This is a genomic window from Vibrio azureus (genome assembly GCF_002849855.1).
Lineage (GTDB): Bacteria > Pseudomonadota > Gammaproteobacteria > Enterobacterales > Vibrionaceae > Vibrio > Vibrio azureus.
The window spans coordinates 1,561,931-1,581,703 of the sequence record NZ_CP018616.1 but is presented as its reverse complement, the minus strand read 5'-3'; the positions used below and the strand labels follow the sequence as shown (position 1 = coordinate 1,581,703).

General features: G+C 41.0%; 14 protein-coding genes. 8 read left to right on the top strand and 6 right to left on the bottom strand.

Annotated features, from left to right (window positions below):
- Positions 1-69 precede the first annotated feature (69 nt).
- A complete protein-coding gene (locus BS333_RS07195) occupies positions 70-558 on the top strand; it encodes a DUF4442 domain-containing protein (protein WP_021710468.1) in 489 nt (162 codons plus the stop codon).
- Positions 559-622: 64 nt separating this feature from the next.
- On the opposite strand, the gene BS333_RS07190 is transcribed toward BS333_RS07195, so the two are convergent.
- Positions 623-1,975, bottom strand: coding sequence for a hypothetical protein (locus tag BS333_RS07190; RefSeq protein ID WP_021710467.1), 1,353 nt, complete (start codon positions 1,973-1,975; stop codon positions 623-625).
- Positions 1,976-2,152: 177 nt separating this feature from the next.
- Between BS333_RS07190 and BS333_RS07185 the strand changes: the two genes are divergently transcribed.
- Complete coding sequence (locus BS333_RS07185; RefSeq protein ID WP_021710466.1) at positions 2,153-2,986, top strand: CvfB family protein; 834 nt, start codon at positions 2,153-2,155, stop codon at positions 2,984-2,986.
- Between the two features lie 726 nt (positions 2,987-3,712).
- Here BS333_RS07185 and BS333_RS07180 read toward each other — a convergent pair.
- From BS333_RS07180 to BS333_RS07160, 5 genes are all read right to left on the bottom strand, one after another.
- Complete coding sequence (locus BS333_RS07180; protein ID WP_021710465.1) at positions 3,713-4,666, bottom strand: transposase; 954 nt, start codon at positions 4,664-4,666, stop codon at positions 3,713-3,715.
- 306 nt (positions 4,667-4,972) lie between these two features.
- Entirely contained in the window at positions 4,973-6,406 is a 1,434-nt protein-coding gene (rsmF, locus tag BS333_RS07175) for a 16S rRNA (cytosine(1407)-C(5))-methyltransferase RsmF (RefSeq protein ID WP_033004065.1), read from the bottom strand.
- A 138-nt stretch (positions 6,407-6,544) separates the two neighbouring features.
- Positions 6,545-9,193: an MlaD family protein gene (locus BS333_RS07170; RefSeq protein WP_021710463.1), complete on the bottom strand. Its 2,649-nt coding sequence runs from the start codon at positions 9,191-9,193 to the stop codon at positions 6,545-6,547.
- A complete protein-coding gene (locus BS333_RS07165) occupies positions 9,186-10,433 on the bottom strand; it encodes a paraquat-inducible protein A (RefSeq protein ID WP_021710462.1) in 1,248 nt (415 codons plus the stop codon). The genes BS333_RS07170 and BS333_RS07165 overlap by 8 nt, the downstream gene beginning before the upstream one ends.
- A 39-nt stretch (positions 10,434-10,472) precedes the next feature.
- Complete coding sequence (locus BS333_RS07160; RefSeq protein ID WP_021710461.1) at positions 10,473-12,269, bottom strand: ABC transporter ATP-binding protein; 1,797 nt, start codon at positions 12,267-12,269, stop codon at positions 10,473-10,475.
- Positions 12,270-12,396: 127 nt separating this feature from the next.
- On the opposite strand from BS333_RS07160, the gene BS333_RS07155 reads away from it, so the two are divergent.
- The 6 genes from BS333_RS07155 to BS333_RS07130 all read left to right on the top strand — a co-directional run bounded on the left by BS333_RS07155 (position 12,397) and on the right by BS333_RS07130 (position 19,674).
- Complete coding sequence (locus BS333_RS07155; protein ID WP_021710460.1) at positions 12,397-12,870, top strand: GAF domain-containing protein; 474 nt, start codon at positions 12,397-12,399, stop codon at positions 12,868-12,870.
- A gap of 98 nt (positions 12,871-12,968) precedes the next feature.
- Positions 12,969-13,598 carry an RNA chaperone ProQ gene (gene proQ, locus BS333_RS07150; protein WP_021710459.1) on the top strand — a complete coding sequence of 210 codons (630 nt, stop codon included), beginning with the start codon at positions 12,969-12,971 and terminating at the stop codon, positions 13,596-13,598.
- A gap of 17 nt (positions 13,599-13,615) precedes the next feature.
- Positions 13,616-15,610 (top strand): carboxy terminal-processing peptidase, encoded by a 1,995-nt coding sequence (prc, locus tag BS333_RS07145; protein WP_021710458.1) that lies wholly within the window; start codon positions 13,616-13,618, stop codon positions 15,608-15,610.
- Between the two features lie 222 nt (positions 15,611-15,832).
- The gene (locus BS333_RS07140) at positions 15,833-16,507 is read left to right on the top strand and encodes a hypothetical protein (protein ID WP_021710457.1); all 675 of its coding nucleotides are present in this window, start codon (positions 15,833-15,835) and stop codon (positions 16,505-16,507) included.
- A gap of 227 nt (positions 16,508-16,734) precedes the next feature.
- Entirely contained in the window at positions 16,735-19,341 is a 2,607-nt protein-coding gene (gene pepN, locus BS333_RS07135; RefSeq protein ID WP_021710456.1) for an aminopeptidase N, read from the top strand.
- A gap of 114 nt (positions 19,342-19,455) precedes the next feature.
- A complete protein-coding gene (locus BS333_RS07130; RefSeq protein ID WP_021710455.1) occupies positions 19,456-19,674 on the top strand; it encodes a DUF2835 domain-containing protein in 219 nt (72 codons plus the stop codon).
- Positions 19,675-19,773 lie beyond the last annotated feature (99 nt).

The window sequence follows — 19,773 nt, the reverse complement described above, 5'->3', positions numbered from 1 at the left end:
GGAAACATAGTTTTGACTTAAAGCCAATGGGTTGTTTCACTGGTCGGAGGAATCCTGTGAGGAAAAGTGATGAGATCCATGGTCTGGCGTTCAAATATATACTTAAAATTGTTCGGGTTGACTAAAGTGCCTTTGATTTGGCTATGCCGACCTAAAATTATTGCAATAGATGAACAGCATGTAGAAGTTAAGATACCTCTTAGAAGGAGAACGAAAAATCACCACAACAGTATGTACTTCGGTGCACTTGCTATAGGGGCTGATCTTGCTGGTGGCTTTTTGGCGATGTGTAAAGCTAAGGAACGAGGGGACCGTATCTCGCTCGTTTTCAAAGGCATGAAAGCTGAGTTTTTAAAAAGGCCAGAAGGGGATGTTCACTTCATTTGCCATGACGGTTTACTCATCGATGAAATGCTGCAAAAAACGCTCACAACCGGGGAGCGCGTTAATGAGGACGTTGCAATCACCGCTTATTGTCCTTCAATTGACGGAAAGAAGCCAATGGCAAAATTTATCTTAACACTATCTATAAAAGCGACCTCTTCACCTAAGCCATGAACCAAAGAGTGTAATAGATTGATTATATAAAGATGAGCGAAAAAGCTGAGCAGATTATAGAGCCCTATGTGAGCTCTATCTTTTCGATTGATACGATTTTTGAACGATTAAGTACCACTTTCCAACGGTAATAAATAGGTTCGTCTGTATGGTTGCACTCTTTGACAATGACATTCAACAGATGACGCTTCTCTACTGACTCTTTACTTACCTGACCGTCATTAAGCTTGTAGACGCGATTCGTACTTTTATCCATTAAGCGTATAATTGGACGCAAACTGATGTTGAGTGTTTCACGAGTTTGCTCATATCCACTGAGAAATGATGTGGTCGCCATTTCTGTTTTCGCATGATAATGAAGAATTTGCTCTTCTCGCTGCACCACTCGTTTTTTACGGATGCTTTGAATTCTATCAGGTAGAGATGACAAAGAGCGATAATCAAGCCATTCTAATTTACGACCAACAAACTTTTTTGTTGTCGGATCCATGTACTTCTTACGCCATTTAGGTTTGCCTTTACGAATCCAGCGCCACATTGCATCACGAAGATCATCCTTAAAAATCTCCCTCAAAGCGTAGATAAATGACATAGCGATGATAAATGAGGCTGAGATTTCACCAAGATAATCTCGAGCCATTATGACGGTGGTTGTTACCACAACCATGACCAGCCCTGTCGCGATTCCCTTCGTTGCTCGTTTAATGTTTTTGCCCATCGAGGTTGTTTTTTCACGCAATACGATGGGGTGCTCAATTAAACGTCTTAGTAAGCGCATTTTATTTGATAAACGGGTGACATCTTCAAACATGCCTGCTGAATTGTAATTATTGAGCTTACGATGAGCCTGTTCTTTTTCACATAAGGTGATCAAACGTTCCTTGATCGTACTATAGTCTCCCTCACGAGGAAGGTGAGCAACCAATGAAAGGAACTTTTGCTCTGTATACCAAGATAGATAATTATCTATGTTAACGTAATACCGCTTGAGGCTTTCTTCGTAAGGTATTGATCGCCTTAAACGTTTCAGAATATCGATGGTCAGCTCAATCACTTCATCAACATCATCTTCTGTTACGGTGTCACTTTCATGCTTATTTAAGGCTTCTACGGCTTTATCGAGAGCGGTGACATATTGGTAAGCAAACAAGCTTAAACTGACACGATATTGGCGATTTGATAGATGGCCGCGTTTAGCAAGACGACTATGAACAAGCGGTAAAAGAATTTCGGTACTATAGTAAGAACGTTTCTGGGTGATCGAAGTGTAGTAAAACTCTGACTCGCTGATTATATCGGAGTTTAAACCAAGCTCTCCGGGAACAAATATGTAGATATCAAGGTCGAGTGTTTTGCTCTTAGCAAGAGCATGACTAATCTTGAGGGTTGTTGAGTCTTGTTTGTCTACGGTGACCAATGAAGTCTCCTGATCTTAGATATATCATCCTAAACCTAGTTGCATAAAGCCTATGCGATTAGGCTGGAAAAAATTAGTGTAAAACATCAATAGCATAGCAGAGAAGGCAGCATTTCTCTCTGATTTTATGCTTAGTTTGGGTATAATTCCTAACAAACTTAAAAAGAGATGAATTAAATGATTAAAATTGGTCAAATTAACAGCTTAGAGGTCATTAAAAAGGCTGATTTTGGTATGTTTCTAGACGCTGATGATTATGGCTCAGTATTATTGCCTAATAAATATGTACCACAAGGTTTAGAAATAGGCGCTCAAATTGACGTTTTTCTTTATTTTGACTCAGAAAGCCAGCTTGTGGCCACCACTGAAACGCCGATAGCTCAGGTCGGTGAGTGGGGTTTAATGAAAATTGAAGGCATCAATAAGACAGGTGCATTTGTAAATTGGGGTATCAAAGAAAAAGATCTTCTTATACCGTTCAGTGAACAACGAACTCGCTTCTCAGCCGGTCAGACTATCCTGGTTTACGTCTATACAGATAAAGCTTCAGGCCGAATTGTGGGAACAACGAAATTCAATAAATGGCTTGATAAAACGCCGGCTAACTATGAAATTAACCAACAGGTAGAGTTGATCATCGCTGAGCGAAGCCAACTTGGTTATAAAGCAATCATTAATGGTCAACATTGGGGAATGATTTTTCCATCTGACGTGTTTGGTAAACTCTTTATCGGTAAAAAATTGAAAGGTTACATCAAGCAGATTCGAGAAGATGGTAAGATCGACCTAGCTTTGCAGAAAGTGGGGGTCGCAAAAATGGACGATCTTTCGATTAAGATTTTGAATGAACTTCAAAACAAAGGGGGATTTTTGCCTTTGAATGATAAATCCTCACCCGAAGCAATCTTTGATGTGTTTAGAACAAGTAAGGGTACGTATAAAAAGACGATTGGTGGTCTGTATAAAGCTGGGAAGATTGTTATTGATTCTAGCGGAATTCGCTTACCATAGGTATTTTTCTTAACTTGAAACTTGCAGGCTTCAACGTAGCGGACAAAAAAAAGGCCCAAATTCTTCCATATCTTTGGGCCTAGGGGAAACGGCTACTGAAGCCTGTATTAAGATTCGCCATTAAAGACATTGTTATGCATCTCAAACTGCACAATAAACATCACTCTTATCTCTGATGAGAATGCCATGTGTGTTGAACACCTCCAATCAATACGTCTAATTATTCTAGTACACTTTAATAGGATCGCGAGTGAACTTGGTTCCAACTAGAAAAATACATTGGGTTTGTTTTAAAGGTGAGACAAAATGAGGAAGCATATGAAACTTACTTCGGGAAGCTCTATTGAAGCTATATTGGGACAGACATAGTTGTTTAGGTTCCAGCAAAATAATTAGGGACAGTCAAAAGTTATCTAGTTACCCAATTGCATTCAAACAGCATTATGAATATTAATAAGATGGGGGATATTAAAAAGGAGAATATTAAAAAGGACATGTAATATTCCTGAGGTTTTTTAATAGTCTGGAAGACTTAAAAAGGACAGACGATAAACCTCAAAGCTTGCTTACTTCGGTCTAATAATCGATGTTAATCTTAAATTTGGATGAGAGATTAAGTAAGAACATTGCTCAAAGAGGGCGAGAAATGGAACTCAATGGATTTTTAACAGATTTAAAGATCGAGGAGTCTAGAATCTTTGATCTACAGCTTTTGTCTGACTAGTGTTAAGACAAACGGAAACCAGTGACTTTTTGCCGATTGAAGAAAGGTAGAGAAGCTTTAATTGATACATCGGTCCCCACAAAAAAACCTTTTTCAATATGATGACATGCTGTGAGCCAATGAGAATGGTCTAACCCTAATCTTTGTAGAATCGAAGGGAGACGAGCGTCTTGATAGCCTTGTTTACCACTTCTTATTTGTCTTGCTGTCCAATCGACTAATTCCAGATAATCCAAGAGTTGAAATGGAAGTCCTTGAGGTGGGTCTTGTATAGACTCTTCGGTAAATGGAAAGAGTAAAGACGAAGGCTGTCCATCGCGAAGCGCCTCGATCCTAGTTTTAACCGAGGTAAACTCAGACTCCTCTGGTGTGTTTGCTAAGTTTGCGCGAACAGGGTTTAAATCGACGTAGGCCATCGCCGCAGCGAGCGCTTTTTCATCCAGTAATGCTTGGCTTTTAAATCTTCCTTCCCAAAAGTGGCCTTTACATTCGTCTTCTTGATTCGCTTTAAAGGCAATATGCTGATTGAGTAATTTCATAAACCAACTGATGCTGGTCAGCCGTGTTCGCCATTGCTCAATCATTTCTTTACAGCAAGCCAGTTCAGGCTCAGACAAGGTATCACCGGAGAGAAACCGACGGATTAGTTCGGGTGTGCGATGCAAACTTAACCACCGAGCTGCGACTTGATGTAAAGAAAGCGTGTCGGCGAGAGTGGAATTAACGTGCAAGACCACATGATAGTGATTACTCATGATGGCATAAGCACAAACATCAATACAAAAGACCTGGGCTAATTGAAGTAAGCGCTTTTCAATCCAGCCACGTCGGTGCTCAAAACAGGCATTCGTCTGCTGATCATAGCCACACAAAAAAGAGCGGCGAACGCAACGAGAAATGCAGTGATAATAAGGGGTGGCTTCAATGTTAATTAATGTTGTTCGAGCAACTGTCATGGTTTATCTGCATTGAGCATGGATAAATAAACAGTAGTTCAAGAGGGTAAGGATTACTCTGTGATTATGATCATTTTGAGAAAGGCAACACACTTTTTATTGCAAGTCATGTTGGTTTTTCATTCTAATCATGTCTGTTCTAATTAGCCCTACTTTACATAACCATGTCTGTCCCAAGATTGCTTGTCCCAAGATTGCTTTTTCGAGTTGCCCCCCGAAAAAGCAAAACCTGTCAATGTGAATTATTAAAAATAAACATCCAAACTGACAGGTAGTAGAGGGAAGTACGAGTGTGAGGAGAGTCGACTAAAATAAATTCTTATCGCGAACCAATTCGCGAGGTAGGCCGTTCTTAATTCGATTATTTACCCATTTACCTAAGCCGATAATAGCACCGTCATATTTAACCAAAACTTCGCCTTTTGTTACCTGCTTTTCTGCCAAATAGCTTGGTCTAATATCTCGCCCCATAAACCATTCGCGTGCTTCTTCTGTATTTAATTCCACAGTGTGTTGTTCTGTACCATCAGCCAGAGCCGTTGCTACTTGATGTTGCCAGCGATAACCATTCTTATGCGTTTCTGCAATTTTGATCCCCATTCTAGAAAAGCGCAGCTCACCAAGCATAGGTTCTAGTGCTTGTGGAAACAGCCACACATCTTTATCGCGAAGCCATAATGTTGCGTCATTTGGAAAGCTAATGCCCAATGCGTCTTTGAGCTGATTGGCAATGTCAGAAGTTACTTTTTTTGAAGCCTTTTCAAATGGGAATTTACCCATACGTTTTTTTACGATTGGTGTCTCTACGGGAGCGACTTTACGAACTCGAGCAACGAAGAAGCCTTCACAATCGTAGACTTGAGGGAAAATATGTAAAAAGCCGTCTTCGGTTAGGGCTTGTTCAGCCATAGGGAATAAACCTGCAAGGCTTTCAAATTTCACCGCGTCACCAAATGTCTCTTTTATGTGATGGCACACTTGTTGGTTCTCTTCGGTACTTAAAGTACAGGTAGAGTAGACCATCACACCATCGGTTTTGAGAGAGCAGAACGCACTTTCAATCAGTTCTTTTTGCGTATTGGCGATATCAAGGACAGATTCTTGAGACCAGTTTTTCATGGCATCAGCATCTTTACGTAATGTTCCTTCACCAGAGCATGGAGCATCCAATAACACGGCGTCAAATTGCTCGGGAAGCCATCCACCAAAGACACGGCCATCGAAATTACTCAGGGCTGTATTGCGAACACCACATCGTTCAATATTGGCGTGCAAAACTTTGACTCGACTAGCGGCATACTCGTTGGCGACTAAGATGCCTTGATTGTCCATGAGTGCAGCGATTTGAGTTGTTTTTGAGCCTGGTGCGGCAGCAGTATCTAATACGCTGTGATATTGCTCTTCGTGCATGAAAAGAGCTGAGACAGGCATCATGGAACTGGCTTCTTGGATGTAAAATAATCCTGACATATGCTCGGCAGTATTGCCAAGTGGGACGTTTGATTCATCTGCATCAATCCAGAAACCAGTATCACACCATGGGACAGGCGTAAGCTTCCAACCTTTTAACTCTGCACGTTCGAGAAATGATTCCACACTGATCTTCAAGGTGTTCACTCGGATGCTTTTACGCAGTGGTTTTTGACAAGATGCGATAAATTCTTCCATGTTGAGATGCTTGGGAAGAATAGTCTGAATTTTTTCTAGAAAAGCTTCAGGAATATATACGTTAGAATGCAAAGTCATTTCTCGGTTACAGAATTTAAAGCAAATAATATACGAAATCACCAAAGAAACGAACACTGATAGTCGGAAACGAACCAAAAAGAGCAGCATAAAAGCTACTCTTTTGATAATTTTGGGTGTTAGTTTGGGCGACTAAGGTTTAGGTATCGGTGTTTGCCAACTTGTCCAATCTTCTTCAGCTTGAGGGTTGAGGTAAAACGTTTTCCCAGCTTCTGCAATCGGTTTAAGGTTTGATTGTTCAGGGGTAGCAAACGCGATGCCACCTCTAACTAAACTTTCAACTGTGCCAGAACGGATGCTTGCGCCTGAGAGGCCAAAAGAAACATCAACGCCAGAAACATTCCAAAAGACACTGTTTTGACGCACTAGGTAAGCGAATTGAGGCAAAACTTCAATTTGAATCATGACTCGGTCAGCAAACTCACCGAGCTGAATATCTGTGACTGTCCCTACATCCATTTGTCGGTAGAGTATTGGTGTGCCTACTTGAACAGAACCGCGTTGTTCGCTCTGTAAAATAAAGCCTATGCCTTGTTGTGATTGGTCAGTATTTGCTAAGTCAAATTGGAACTTACTGTTACCATTTCCTGGCTTAACGCTGATCGATTTAGAGACAAGCGCATCGAGGTTTTTGACTCCGCTAATTCCAATTTGTGGTGAAGCGAGCCAAAAGTGTGACCCTGTCACGGCAATGTCGTCAACATATTGAGGGTAGAGATGCGCTTGTACTTTCATCGACTCTTGCTTGAAATCTGGTGATACAGAGGTGACTTCTCCAACTTTAATTCCTTGATATTGAATAGGGGTCCCTTCGCTCACTTCTTGGGTGCCATTTGTCAATAATGTGATGGTTTTACCAAATTGTCTGGCTTCACTTTGGTTGTTGTAAAGTTTCCAGCGATGAGCGATTTTGTTTTCAACACCTTCTATAGTATCAAACGCAATGCCACCCTGGATAAGAGTCCTTATTGGGTCGGCTTTTACGCGAATGCCTGCCATTGATGCGTCGATTTCAACGCCTGAACGATTCCAAAAAACGGTTTGCTTGCCAACTAAGTAAGCGTAACGGTTCTCTATCGTCACTTTTACAATCACCCCATCGTTAACCAAGCTAAAATCAGAGACACTTCCTACAGGCAAGTTGCGGTAGAGGAGTGGGCTGCCTTTGGAAATCGAGGGGAGCTCTTTGGTGAATAATGTCAGAGTCTTAGAGCCAGTTTGATTGTACTGGGCAATCTCTGCTAATGAGGCACTTTGAAATAGTTGATATTCATCTTTCACAGTGTTTTTGCCTTGACTGACAAAGCTAATTGAACCTGTTAAGAGTTGTTTTGCAGGTGGCACAGTAATACTTAACCCCGACTCAGTGAGCTCAGCAGAAGCACTGCCAGTCACATAGAATCGGTTATTTGATTTAAGTAGATGCTTGTATTCATGATCAACCAACACATCCATGAAAACTTCGTTGTTGCTTTGCTTAGTTGTACCTTGTAGTCCCACTTTGATAACAGAGCCAACCACAACCCCTTTATAAAGCAGGTTTGCCCCGCTATCCAAACCATATGAATTGTTTGAAACTAAACGGATTGCAATGGATTTTTCTTGTTGTTGATTAAAAACGCTCTTGCGAATAGCAGTGAATTGACGGGTACTTTTCCCTTTATTGGGCACGATGGTTAAAAAATTCCCACGCACTAAGTTAGTAATATTTTCAACACCAGATAAAGAGACTTTTGCTTCTTCGAGAACAAAGCGAGTATTGACGGTTAACATATCGCTGAAGGCGGGTTGGATCGCTGCTGAAGCTAAAATAACTTTATTGTCTTCAGAAAGCTTTAGGTCGGTGATTTGACCTACTTCAATACCCCGATACATGATAGGAGCGCCTTTACCGCTGATGTTATTATCATCAGGTAGGGCGATTTTAATCGCGATTCCTCGGCCTGCGGTTTGTAAATCTTTATAGAGATGAAATTCACTATTTTCTTTAACGGGTTCGCCATCGTCAGGTGAATCAACAGCAATAGCACCAGAGAGCAGAGCATTCATGCTTTCCAGTTTGACATCAACCCCATTGAATCCAATATTCGCTCCTAAGCCACTAACATTCCAAAATCGACTGCGATCATTGATTATATGTCGATACTGTTCTTCAATATTTGCTTGGATGGTGACGGATTTAGCATCTTTGTCTAATTGGTAGTTGTAAATCTCGCCGATAGGTATTTTTTTGTAAACAATCTGCGAACCAATGGATATCCCACCAAGATCACGGCTTTTAAGTTGAATATTTAATCCCTGATTGACTTTTAAGTCTCTTGGGGCAGAGTTTAGTGCGTGAAATGTAGTTTCAAATTTTTGGCTATCACCAGGTTGAATCGCAATGTAATTACCGGAAACCAAAGCGTCTAAACCAGAAACTCCGCTCAAACTAGCGGTCGGTTTAACCAACCAGAATCGAGTTTTATCGTTAAGTAATTTAGTTGCATCTGGGTAAATATCCGCATCGACATAAATATTGCTTAAATCTTGAGACAAGCTTATGTTACGAACCATCCCAACTTCTAAACCTTGATAACGAATGGTTGTCCGACCCGGAATTAACCCTGCCGCTTCAGAAAAGTAAATTTGCACGCTTTGACCGGCATCATGAACCGATTTGAACACTAACCAACCGGCAAGAACCATGGTTAACACCGGCAAAAGCCACAGCGGAGAAATGCCTTTGCTTTTCTTTACGTCAGGTGAGTATGATGCTTGAGAACCGTTTTTATCACTCATTAATTTGCTCTTTGTTGGATTTTTGGGGTGGCGCTTTCCAAATACATCTAGGGTCAAGACTATCGGCGGCCAACATAGTGAAGACAACGACAGCTCCGAAAGCAACGGCCCCATAGCCTGGGATAAAGTCAAGAATTTGCCCACGATCGATTAAGGTCATCATGATTGAAATGACAAATAAATCCATCACTGACCATTTTCCGATCCATTTAACGGCAAAATATACCATCATCTGCTGTTTTCTGTGTTTGATTTGTTTAAATTGGATGCATAACAAGATGTAAGCCAATCCAATAATCTTAGCAACAGGGACGACAATACTCGCTACGAAGATGATCACCGCAATGCCATACATACCGTTTTGCACAAGGCCCATTACACCAGAGTAAATGGTATCCTCTAAGCGCTGGCCATTCGTGGTTAAAATTGAGATCGGTATGAGGTTAGCGGGAAAGATAACAATACTGGCAGCGACTAAATAGGCCCATGTTTTCTGGATGGAGTGGGGTTCACGGTGATGTAAGTGATGATGGCAGCGTTGGCAGTGGTCCTGTTTAGGCTGGGAAAGGTGGCACTCATGACAATCAATGTCCTTATGCTCAAACTTGTAGCTCACTTCAGGTTGCCAAGCTTCCCAATAACGACGCACACAGATGCGTGATAATAACATAACCGTGAAAATCTGTAGCAGTACCAAACCGATAAGGCCAGGGCCGACATAAATATCAGACAGCTCTTGTAACTTGAAACATGAGATAGCAATGCTGACCAAGAAAACGTCTAACATCACCCAGTGCTTTAAGTTTTGAACCAGCCAAAGTGAAACTTGTAAGCTTTTAAACCATCGCTGAGATATGGACCAGTGGGCGAGTAAAACGGAACTACACACAATCAAAGGGGCTAGGGTACTGCAGAGAAAAATCAGTAGCGGTAGCAATATAAAACCGTCTTGAAACAGGGTAAAAACACCAGAGGGTAAAGTAGCAGGTATCATTACCCCAAAGAGACGAATGCTGATGAAATCATAAAAATGTGAGGGGATAAAAAGCAATAGACAAGTGAAGGCGATGGCAGCATTCCCTGACAGGCTTGGGTTACCTCCTCGGTACAGTTGGGTACCACACCGAGGGCAGTGAGCTCGGTGTCTATGGTTTAATGGAATCACATCGACAGGCAGTTCACACCCCTGGCAAAGGCGAACGCGTTGAACCTGCCGATTATGTTTACTCAGCAGTGCCACGGGAAACTCTTTGTTTTATCAATTTGCTGAGCAAAGGCTCTACGCATGAGATTGGATTCCACCATATAATGTTTGATATAAACCTTCTTGTTTAACCAGTTCACCGTGAGTTCCCGTCTGAGTCACCTGGCCATCTTTAAGGACATAAATCAGGTCCGCTTGTTTGACAGCTGATAAACGGTGCGCCACGATAAGTGTTGTTTTACCTCGCAAAAACTCATTTAGAGCTTTATGTAAGGCTGCTTCTGTTGCGGTATCTAATGCAGACGTCGCTTCATCAAGAATAACAAACTGCGGATTGCTTAGAATCATACGTGCAATCGCAAGCCGCTGACGTTGGCCACCAGATAAACGGATACCATTACGACCAATCTCTGTTTCTAAACCGTGACTCAACTGAGAAATAACATCTTGAAGCTGAGCGACTTCAAGAGCATGCCACAGAGCGCTCTCTTCAAAATGACCACCAAGTGTAAGATTATGCCTCAAGGTATCATTAAATAATATAGGTTGTTGTAATACAACGGCAATTTTATCACGAATTAATTCAAAGCTGATATCTTGCGTTCGTTCGCTATTATATAAAATTTCTCCAGTATCTTGTTGATATACACCAATCAAGAGCTGTATCAATGTAGACTTACCGCCACCACTGGCGCCGACAAGGGCGACTTTTTTTCCTGCAGGGATATGTAACGACAGGTCGTTGAGGATATTTTTTTCACCATCATACGAGAAAGTTACGTGCTCAACTTTGACATCAACTTCTTGGTCTGAAATAAACGGGTTAACTTTAGACTCTGGTCTATGTTCTTCTTCAAGTACTAATAATTGATTGATACGTTGAAGTGCTGCTTTTGCGCTGTACCACGAAAATTGAATACCTAACAGCTCTTGAACTGGGGAGAGCATAAACCAAAGATAGCCGAAGACAGCAAAAATTTGCCCAATCGTGAGGTCACTAAAAAGCACCATTAGCATGGCAACCGCTCTGAAAAGCTCAAAACCAATTAAAAAGAGCAAAAAGGACACACGTCCTGCCGCTTCTGATTGCCAAGCGTATTTGTCTGCATCAAGCCGAACTTGATTGGCGCTATCTTTTAACTGTTGTAAAAAAATCCTTTCTTTATTTGCCGCTCGAAGTTGATAGATACCATCAAGCGTTTCAATTAAGCGGTTTTGAAAAACCTCAAAAGCATGATTTTCTTTACGCTTAAGGTGTTTAACCATCCCTCCTAATTTACGGGAGAAATAGACCACAATAGGGTTAACCAGCAATATGAATAGGCCAAGACGCCAATCTAACCAAAGCAAAACAATGGCCGTGCCAAAAACCGTAAGAAGACTGATGATAAACTTCGCGAGTGTAGAACCAATGAACTGATCAATGGTTTCAATATCGGTAATCAGGTGAGCATTAATGCCACCGCTGCCTTTGGTTTCGTATTGGCGGATACTGATTCTGCCGAGTTTATCGATCATTTTACTGCGCATTTCAAATGTGATGGTCTTTGAAATCTGAGTAAATTGACGGCTTTGTAGAATACTAAACGCTTGGCTCAATGCTCTCATTAGAATAACGAGAAACAGAGTAAAGGAGATATAGCCTGTTGGCGTTTGCCATGCTTGAGGCAAAACGGCGTCCATCAGAGCTAACCCTGAAGCAGGAGTGTCAAGAAGAACTTCATCAACCATCAAAGGCATCATTAAAGGGATAGGGACACTGATTAAAGTCGCGATGACAGCAATAACATTCGCCATGATAAGCTTTGATTTGTATTTTTTTGCTTGTGCCACCAACCAAGAACGGCTTATTGTGTTGTATTGATTATTCATTTAATTGCGAATAGTTCCTATTAAGATTTTTCGTATTTTAACGGGATAATGTAAGAATAGAAAGACACCCCCCAAAAGTTGGCAAAGCTTGACAGAACACAAACAGATAAAAAATATGGAAGTTAATATGAATATAGAACAGTATCAAAGACTAACGAAGCAAGCATGCGCCTTAATTGAATCAGAACCGGATTTTATTGCTAATCTAGCCAACCTCAGCTCATTATTGTTTCTTGAATTGGAGTCATTGAACTGGGCGGGTTTCTACTTAAAAAAAGGCAATGAGCTTGTCTTAGGGCCTTTCCAAGGAAAACCTGCATGTGTTCGTATACCCATTGGTAAGGGTGTATGTGGCGTAGCTGCAGAACGAAAAACGATCCAAAGAGTGTACGATGTTCATCAATTTGAAGGTCATATAGCTTGTGATGCTGCAAGCCAATCAGAAATCGTTATCCCATTTTTTATCGGAGGAGAATTGGCCGGCGTACTTGATATTGATAGCCCTAATATTGGCCGATTTAATGAAATTGATGAACAAGGGTTAGCATTTTTTACCGCTGAAGTAGAAAAGCTGCTTAATTCGCACGCTAATAAAGCATAAATTCGCCATCGACTGTGGTTTTTCTTTCTCATGTCACTATAATACGAGAATATTTTTTCTTAATGCTTCGCGGAAATCCGCTCAAATCAGGAACCCTCATGACTGAAAAGTTAAAAAACAGCAAAGAAGTGATTGCATATATTGCTGAATGTTTCCCTAACTGCTTTACTTTAGAAGGTGAAGCAAAGCCTCTGAAAATTGGCATCTTTCAAGATCTTGCGGAACGTCTAAATGAAGACGAAAAAGTGAGCAAGACCCAGCTTCGTGCAGCGTTAAGACAGTACACTTCATCATGGCGTTATTTACACGGCGTAAAAGCCGGCGCTACTCGTGTTGACCTGGATGGTAACCCTTGTGGTGAGTTAGAAGAAGAGCACGTTGAACATGCCAAAACGACTCTAGCTGAAAGTAAAGCAAAAGTTCAAGCACGTCGTAAAGAACAAGCTCAGAAAGCTCGTGAAGAGAACAAGGCGAAAGCGAAACCTGCGGCTAAAAAACCACAGCAAGCTCGTCGTCCTAATAAACCAAAGACACAAAAACAACAAGCTAAACCTGTTGAAACACGTGCGTTAAATGCTGATGAAATTACAATCGGTAACGCAATCAATGTGAATATGGGTCAAGGAAACATGGCAGCGACCATTGTTGAAGTCAATAAGGAAGATGTACGTGTTCAACTTGCTAACGGCCTTCAAATGGTTGTGAAAGCGGAGCACCTACGCGCATAAGGGAGATACTCCTACGCATGAATTGCCGTTCAAAAATGACGCTGATTGCTGCTAGCCTATGGCTGGCAGCATCGGCACAGGCTCTAGAAGCCAAATTAAATAAAGATGATTTACCCACTCTTGCCCCTGAAACCCAGCATGAAACAGCAAGCAAACGAGTAACATCCCGTTTCACACGCTCTCATTATAAGCATTTCAACCTTAATGATGACTTTTCTAAAGCTGTCTTCGACCGCTATGTAGAACTGCTTGATTATAATAAGAATATTTTTACTCAGTCGGACATAGATTCTTTTAAAGATGCTTCAGTGAGTTTAGATGATCAGCTCAAAGTTGGTAACAATAAAGCGGCCTTTGATATTTATAATCTATCAATGCAAAAACGCTTCGAGCGCTATGCTTATGCTCTGACATTGTTGGATAATGAAATTAAATTCAATACCGATGATGTAATAGAACTTGATCGCTCAGAAGCTGCGTGGCCTAAAGACCAAGCTGAACTGAATGAACTTTGGCGAAAGCGAGTAAAATACGATGCGCTTAACCTCAAGTTAACGGGTAAGAAATGGCCTGAGATAAAAGAGGTTTTAGAGAAGCGTTACAACAATGCAATGAAGCGTATCACTCAGACGCACAACGAAGATGCTTTTCAGTTGTACATGAACGCTTTTGCTCGACAAGTTGATCCACATACAAGTTACTTATCTCCTCGAAATGCAGAACAGTTCCAATCAGAAATGAACCTATCTCTGGAAGGGATCGGCGCTGTACTTCAAATGACTGATGATTATACGGTCATTCGCTCTTTAGTCGCTGGTGGCCCAGCATCAAAAAGTAAGAAACTGGGTGAGGGCGACCGAATTGTTGGTGTCGGCCAAGACGGTGAAGATGTTGTTGATGTCATCGGCTGGCGTTTAGATGATGTTGTTCAGCTCATTAAGGGACCTAAGGGGACCAAAGTACATCTAGAGGTATTGCCTGAAGGCAAAGATGCTAAAAGTTACGTGGTCACGATTGTCCGTGATAAAGTCCGTTTAGAAGATCGTGCCGTTAAATCAGAGATTATCGAACAAGACGGTAAGAAAATTGGTGTACTAGAAGTCCCAAGCTTTTATGTTGGCCTTTCTAAGGACACCGACAAGCTGTTAGCCGAACTTAAAGAAAAGAATGTTGATGGTGTTATCGTCGACCTTCGTAATAACGGTGGTGGAGCACTTACCGAAGCAACCGCGCTAACAGGCCTGTTCATCAAAGAAGGTCCCGTTGTTCAGGTTCGTGATAGCTACGGACGAGTGAAGGTCAATGCTGATACGGATGGTCTGATCAGCTATGAAGGCCCATTAACGGTTTTGATTAACCGATACAGTGCCTCTGCATCAGAGATTTTTGCCGCAGCAATGCAAGATTACAATCGTGCAATTATTTTGGGTGAAAATTCATTTGGTAAAGGGACTGTTCAGCAACACCGATCGCTGAATCACATCTACGACCTATTTGATAAAGAGTTAGGTTACGTTCAATACACGATTCAAAAATTCTACCGTATTGATGGTGGAAGCACACAGAATCGAGGTGTTGCACCCGATATCTCTTTCCCAACACCTGTTGAACCGAGTGAAACCGGTGAAAGTGTTGAAGATAATGCTCTTCCTTGGGACAGCATTACCAAAGCGAAATATCAAACGTTTCCAAGTAATGAGAAGCTGATAGCCAATCTTAATGAGCTGCACAATAAACGTATATCAAATGAGATGGAGTTCGGTTTTATCAAAGAAGATATTGAGAAATATCGTAAAGAAAAAGACGACAACTTTTTATCTTTGAATGAGAAAACTCGAGAAGCAGAGTCAGATAAAGCAGAATCTGTCCGTTTGGAGCGAATTAATAAGCGACAAGCAACACTGAAACAAGACGCGTTTAAGACTCTGGATGATGTGCCTAAAGACTATGAAGCTCCAGATGTTTATTTGGATGAATCGGTCGCGATAATGGTTGATATGCTAAAAAAATAAAGTATTAACTATTTAAGTTCGTTATTTTAATTTAAAGCGAGTCATTAATTATGACTCGCTTTCTTATTAATATACTATCCCATATGCATATCAATTAAAGTGGTTGTATATATTGCAGCCGTAGTTCTTAATTTTTTGCGATAATTAAACGTGATCAAAGTCAAAATAATCGCAATAATGTGATCTAGAGCCTAAGCTAAAAGAAAACGACAAGGATACCGTATGAAGTATGCCAGCATTCTTTTAAGCTTATTTTGCTTCAGCTCTCTGAGTTTCAGTTCGACTGCCGATAAAGGGGACAAACTGAGCCATTTTGATACTCCTTTTCTCATTGGCGATTGGTATCTAATGAATACTAATTCCGAGAAGTCAGCAGAAAATTTTCGAGCAATTAAACTCAGCTTAGGCTCGGATTATTCTTTCTCTATTGATATCCAGAAGCATGATTATTCTATTGATCATTGGGAGGGGGCGTATAACGCGAATGATGAAACACTCGTTCTTGGACTGCATACCGATCAGCCACAGATATATGCTTATTCAAATAATCATAATACCTTAGATCTCAATGGGGTGACCTTTACCAAAGGTATGCCTGAAGCTCTTCCTGGTATCTGGTCAAGTTCGCATATTTCGGGAGACGGAATGGTGGCGAATCAGATAAATAAAATGGAACTTATTCTACAGCCAGATTTTGTCTTCTTGTTTCGAGTTGCTAACGAACATGGCAATGAATCTGTTAAACAAGGCGTGTTTTATACGGAAGACGAGCACTTGATATTATTGTATGAAAATGGTGAACACGGTACGCAATATGAGCTAAATCATAATGAACTGACCATCAAGGACTCAAATGGCGATATGTACGCTATTCTTAATCGAGTGATATCAGAGTAGCGATGAACAGAACGGCATCAAAGCTGAACAAACCGATATTTTATTTAGTGTTGATTATTTGTTAAACAAAATGTGATTCGAATTAGCTAAAAGCTCTGTTTTTTCGTACAAAGACTTGTATTCTTGCTCCACAAGCCCTAAAAATAGCTTATTAAGTGATATCGAGCATAAAATCTTAGGATAATGCTCGACTATTTATATGGTTATAAGAACAAGGATTGAACAACATGGCTCATGCCCCGCAAGCAAAATATCGTAAAGATTACCAAGCACCTTCTCATCTCATCAGTGACATTGATTTGACCTTTGACCTTCATGACAACAATACAATGGTTACTGCTGTTTCTAAAATCCACCAGCAAGCTCAGTCAAATACATTAGAGCTCGATGGGGAAGGCTTAGAGTTACATTCTTGCAAAGTGAATGGCGAAGAATGGACGCACCGAGAATTGACTGATACGTCATTGATACTTCAGCAGCTCCCTGAACAATTTGAATTAGAGATCGTGACAAAAATCGATCCAGAAGCGAATACGGCACTTGAAGGTTTGTATAAGTCTGGGGGCGCGTTCTGTACCCAATGTGAAGCGGAAGGCTTTCGACGCATTACTTATTACCTAGATAGACCCGATGTCTTGGCCAAATTCACAACGAAAGTGATCGCAGACCAAAAAACTTACCCGTATCTCCTGAGTAATGGTAATCGCATTGCTGAAGGTAAAGCTGATTCAGGTCGTCACTGGGTGCAATGGCAAGATCCCCATCCAAAACCTGCCTACTTATTTGCACTTGTCGCAGGGGACTTCGATGTTTTAACAGATCAATACACCACAATGTCTGGTCGTAAAGTCGCCTTGGAAATTTTTGTTGATAAAGGCAATTTAGATCGAGCAGGCCATGCGATGACTTCATTAATCAACTCAATGAAGTGGGATGAAGAGCGATTTGGCCTTGAATATGACCTTGATATCTACATGATCGTTGCCGTCGACTTTTTCAACATGGGTGCGATGGAAAATAAAGGGTTGAACATATTTAACTCGAAGTTTGTATTGGCCAATGACCAAACAGCAACGGACCAAGAGTACCTAGGTATTGAGGCTGTGATTGGTCACGAATACTTCCACAATTGGACGGGTAACCGCGTAACATGTCGTGACTGGTTCCAGTTAAGCCTCAAAGAAGGGCTAACGGTGTTCCGAGATCAAGAATTCTCTTCTGATTTGGGGTCTCGTGCGGTTAATCGTATTGATAATGTCCGTATTATTCGTGGTCCGCAATTTGCGGAAGATTCGAGCCCGATGTCACATCCGATTCGCCCTGATAAAGTGATTGAAATGAATAACTTCTACACCTTAACCGTCTATGAGAAAGGCAGTGAAGTGATTCGTATGTATCATACCTTGCTTGGTGAAGAAGGTTTCCAGAAAGGAATGAAGCTTTACTTTGACCGTCATGATGGTACGGCAGCAACCTGTGAAGACTTTGTTTCTGCGATGGAAGATGCGACAGGTGTTGATTTACAGCAATTCCGCTTATGGTACAGCCAATCTGGCACGCCGACGTTAATAGTAGAGAGTGAATATAATGCTGATGCTAAAACATTTGCTCTTACCGTTGAGCAAAAGACGGAGCCGACGCACGATCAAGCAGAGAAGCAGCCTTTACATATTCCATTTGATGTTGAGCTTTATGCCCAAGATGGCAGTATTATCCCATTAACGATTAATGGTGAAGCGGTCCATCATGTATTAGACATTAAACAAGCCAAACAAACCTTTACGTTTGAAAATGTCTCTCAACCACCTGTTCCTTCATTGTTGCGTGAATTCTCTGCACCAGTGAAACTAGAGTATAACTACCGTGATGACGAGTTGATTTTCCTAATGAAGCATGCAACCAACGATTTCGCACGTTGGGATGCCAGTCAAATGCTACTCGCAAAATACATTCGTCAAAATGTACAACATGTTCAAGCAGGTGAAGAACTCTACCTACCTGATGCATTAATTGATGCTTTCAGAGGTGTCCTTCTTGATGCCGACCTTGACCCTGCATTTATCGCACAAGTGCTATCATTGCCATCAATTAATGAAATTATGGGATGGTACCAACAGATTGATATTGATGCCGTCGACAGTGTTCTAAATGGCATCACAGTACAACTTGCGGCTGCTCTCGAAGAGGAGTTAAGTGCTGTGTACTACACTTTGAATCAAGCTGAATATTCGATTGATCATAAAGCGATGGGTAAAAGGGCGCTTCGTAATCGTTGTTTGCAGTTCTTGGCTTATTCAGAGCAAGGAAATACGTTAACCAAAGCCCAATATGAAACGTCAAATAACATGACGGATACGATTGCCGCAATGAGTGCAGCAAATAATGCCCAGTTGGCTTGTCGCGAATCACTAATGGCTGATTACAGCAATAAATGGAAACACGATGGATTGGTTATGGATAAATGGTTTGCTCTGCAAGGCAGTAACCCACAAAAAGGGGCCTTGGAGAAGATCAAACAAATTATGCACCATGAAGCGTTTAGTTTGAAGAATCCAAACCGTACTAGAAGCTTGATCGGTTCTTTCTTAAATTCCAATCCAGTTAATTTCCATGACAAATCTGGCTCAGGTTATCAGTTTGCTGGTGAGATCCTTCATAAACTCAATGAAACCAATCCACAGGTGGCATCTCGGTTGATTGATCCCTTACTGAAATTCCGCAAATTTGATCCGGAACGTCAACGTCTAATGCGCCTCGAATTGGAAAAACTTCAATCATTGGATAACTTAGCGAAAGATCTCTTTGAAAAAGTGACCAAAGCATTGGAGGATTAATCCTATTAGTATTGGGTCACATTAGTATTTGGTTACCCAGAAAATAATAGAGCTTTAATTCAAAAATACTAGGGCATTACTTGATGCCCTAGTCAAATCAATATAATAAGTTTTATGAAACAATATTACTTTTCCCTTAACATCTCTTATCAAACATTCTTAGCGCATTATTCTGGTGCAGCGAAATCAATACATATCACAACAGAACAAGGCTTGACTTTGCAACTGGATGCTATGAAATTTAGACCATTTCTTTCACAATTAGGGCTTAAAGGTCGATTCAGGCTTACAACAGACCAAAATAATAAGTTTTTAAAGTTAGAAATTCTGTAGGTCCCGCTATTTCTATAGTTGGAAATAGCTATCTTAGTCACATAATCAAACTTTTTACCTACTTCTAACCGGATTTGTTGTTAACCATTTGTAATTATG

Coding starts and splice junctions, on each gene's coding strand:
- BS333_RS07140 (WP_021710457.1), top strand. CDS start 15,833: ATGAAGTATGCCAGCATTCTTTTAAGCTTATTTTGCTTCAGCTCTCTG.
- BS333_RS07170 (WP_021710463.1), bottom strand. CDS start 9,193: ATGAGTGATAAAAACGGTTCTCAAGCATCATACTCACCTGACGTAAAG.
- BS333_RS07180 (WP_021710465.1), bottom strand. CDS start 4,666: ATGACAGTTGCTCGAACAACATTAATTAACATTGAAGCCACCCCTTAT.
- BS333_RS07130 (WP_021710455.1), top strand. CDS start 19,456: ATGAAACAATATTACTTTTCCCTTAACATCTCTTATCAAACATTCTTA.
- pepN (WP_021710456.1), top strand. CDS start 16,735: ATGGCTCATGCCCCGCAAGCAAAATATCGTAAAGATTACCAAGCACCT.
- BS333_RS07160 (WP_021710461.1), bottom strand. CDS start 12,269: ATGAATAATCAATACAACACAATAAGCCGTTCTTGGTTGGTGGCACAA.
- prc (WP_021710458.1), top strand. CDS start 13,616: ATGAATTGCCGTTCAAAAATGACGCTGATTGCTGCTAGCCTATGGCTG.
- BS333_RS07195 (WP_021710468.1), top strand. CDS start 70: ATGAGATCCATGGTCTGGCGTTCAAATATATACTTAAAATTGTTCGGG.
- BS333_RS07155 (WP_021710460.1), top strand. CDS start 12,397: ATGAATATAGAACAGTATCAAAGACTAACGAAGCAAGCATGCGCCTTA.
- proQ (WP_021710459.1), top strand. CDS start 12,969: ATGACTGAAAAGTTAAAAAACAGCAAAGAAGTGATTGCATATATTGCT.
- BS333_RS07185 (WP_021710466.1), top strand. CDS start 2,153: ATGATTAAAATTGGTCAAATTAACAGCTTAGAGGTCATTAAAAAGGCT.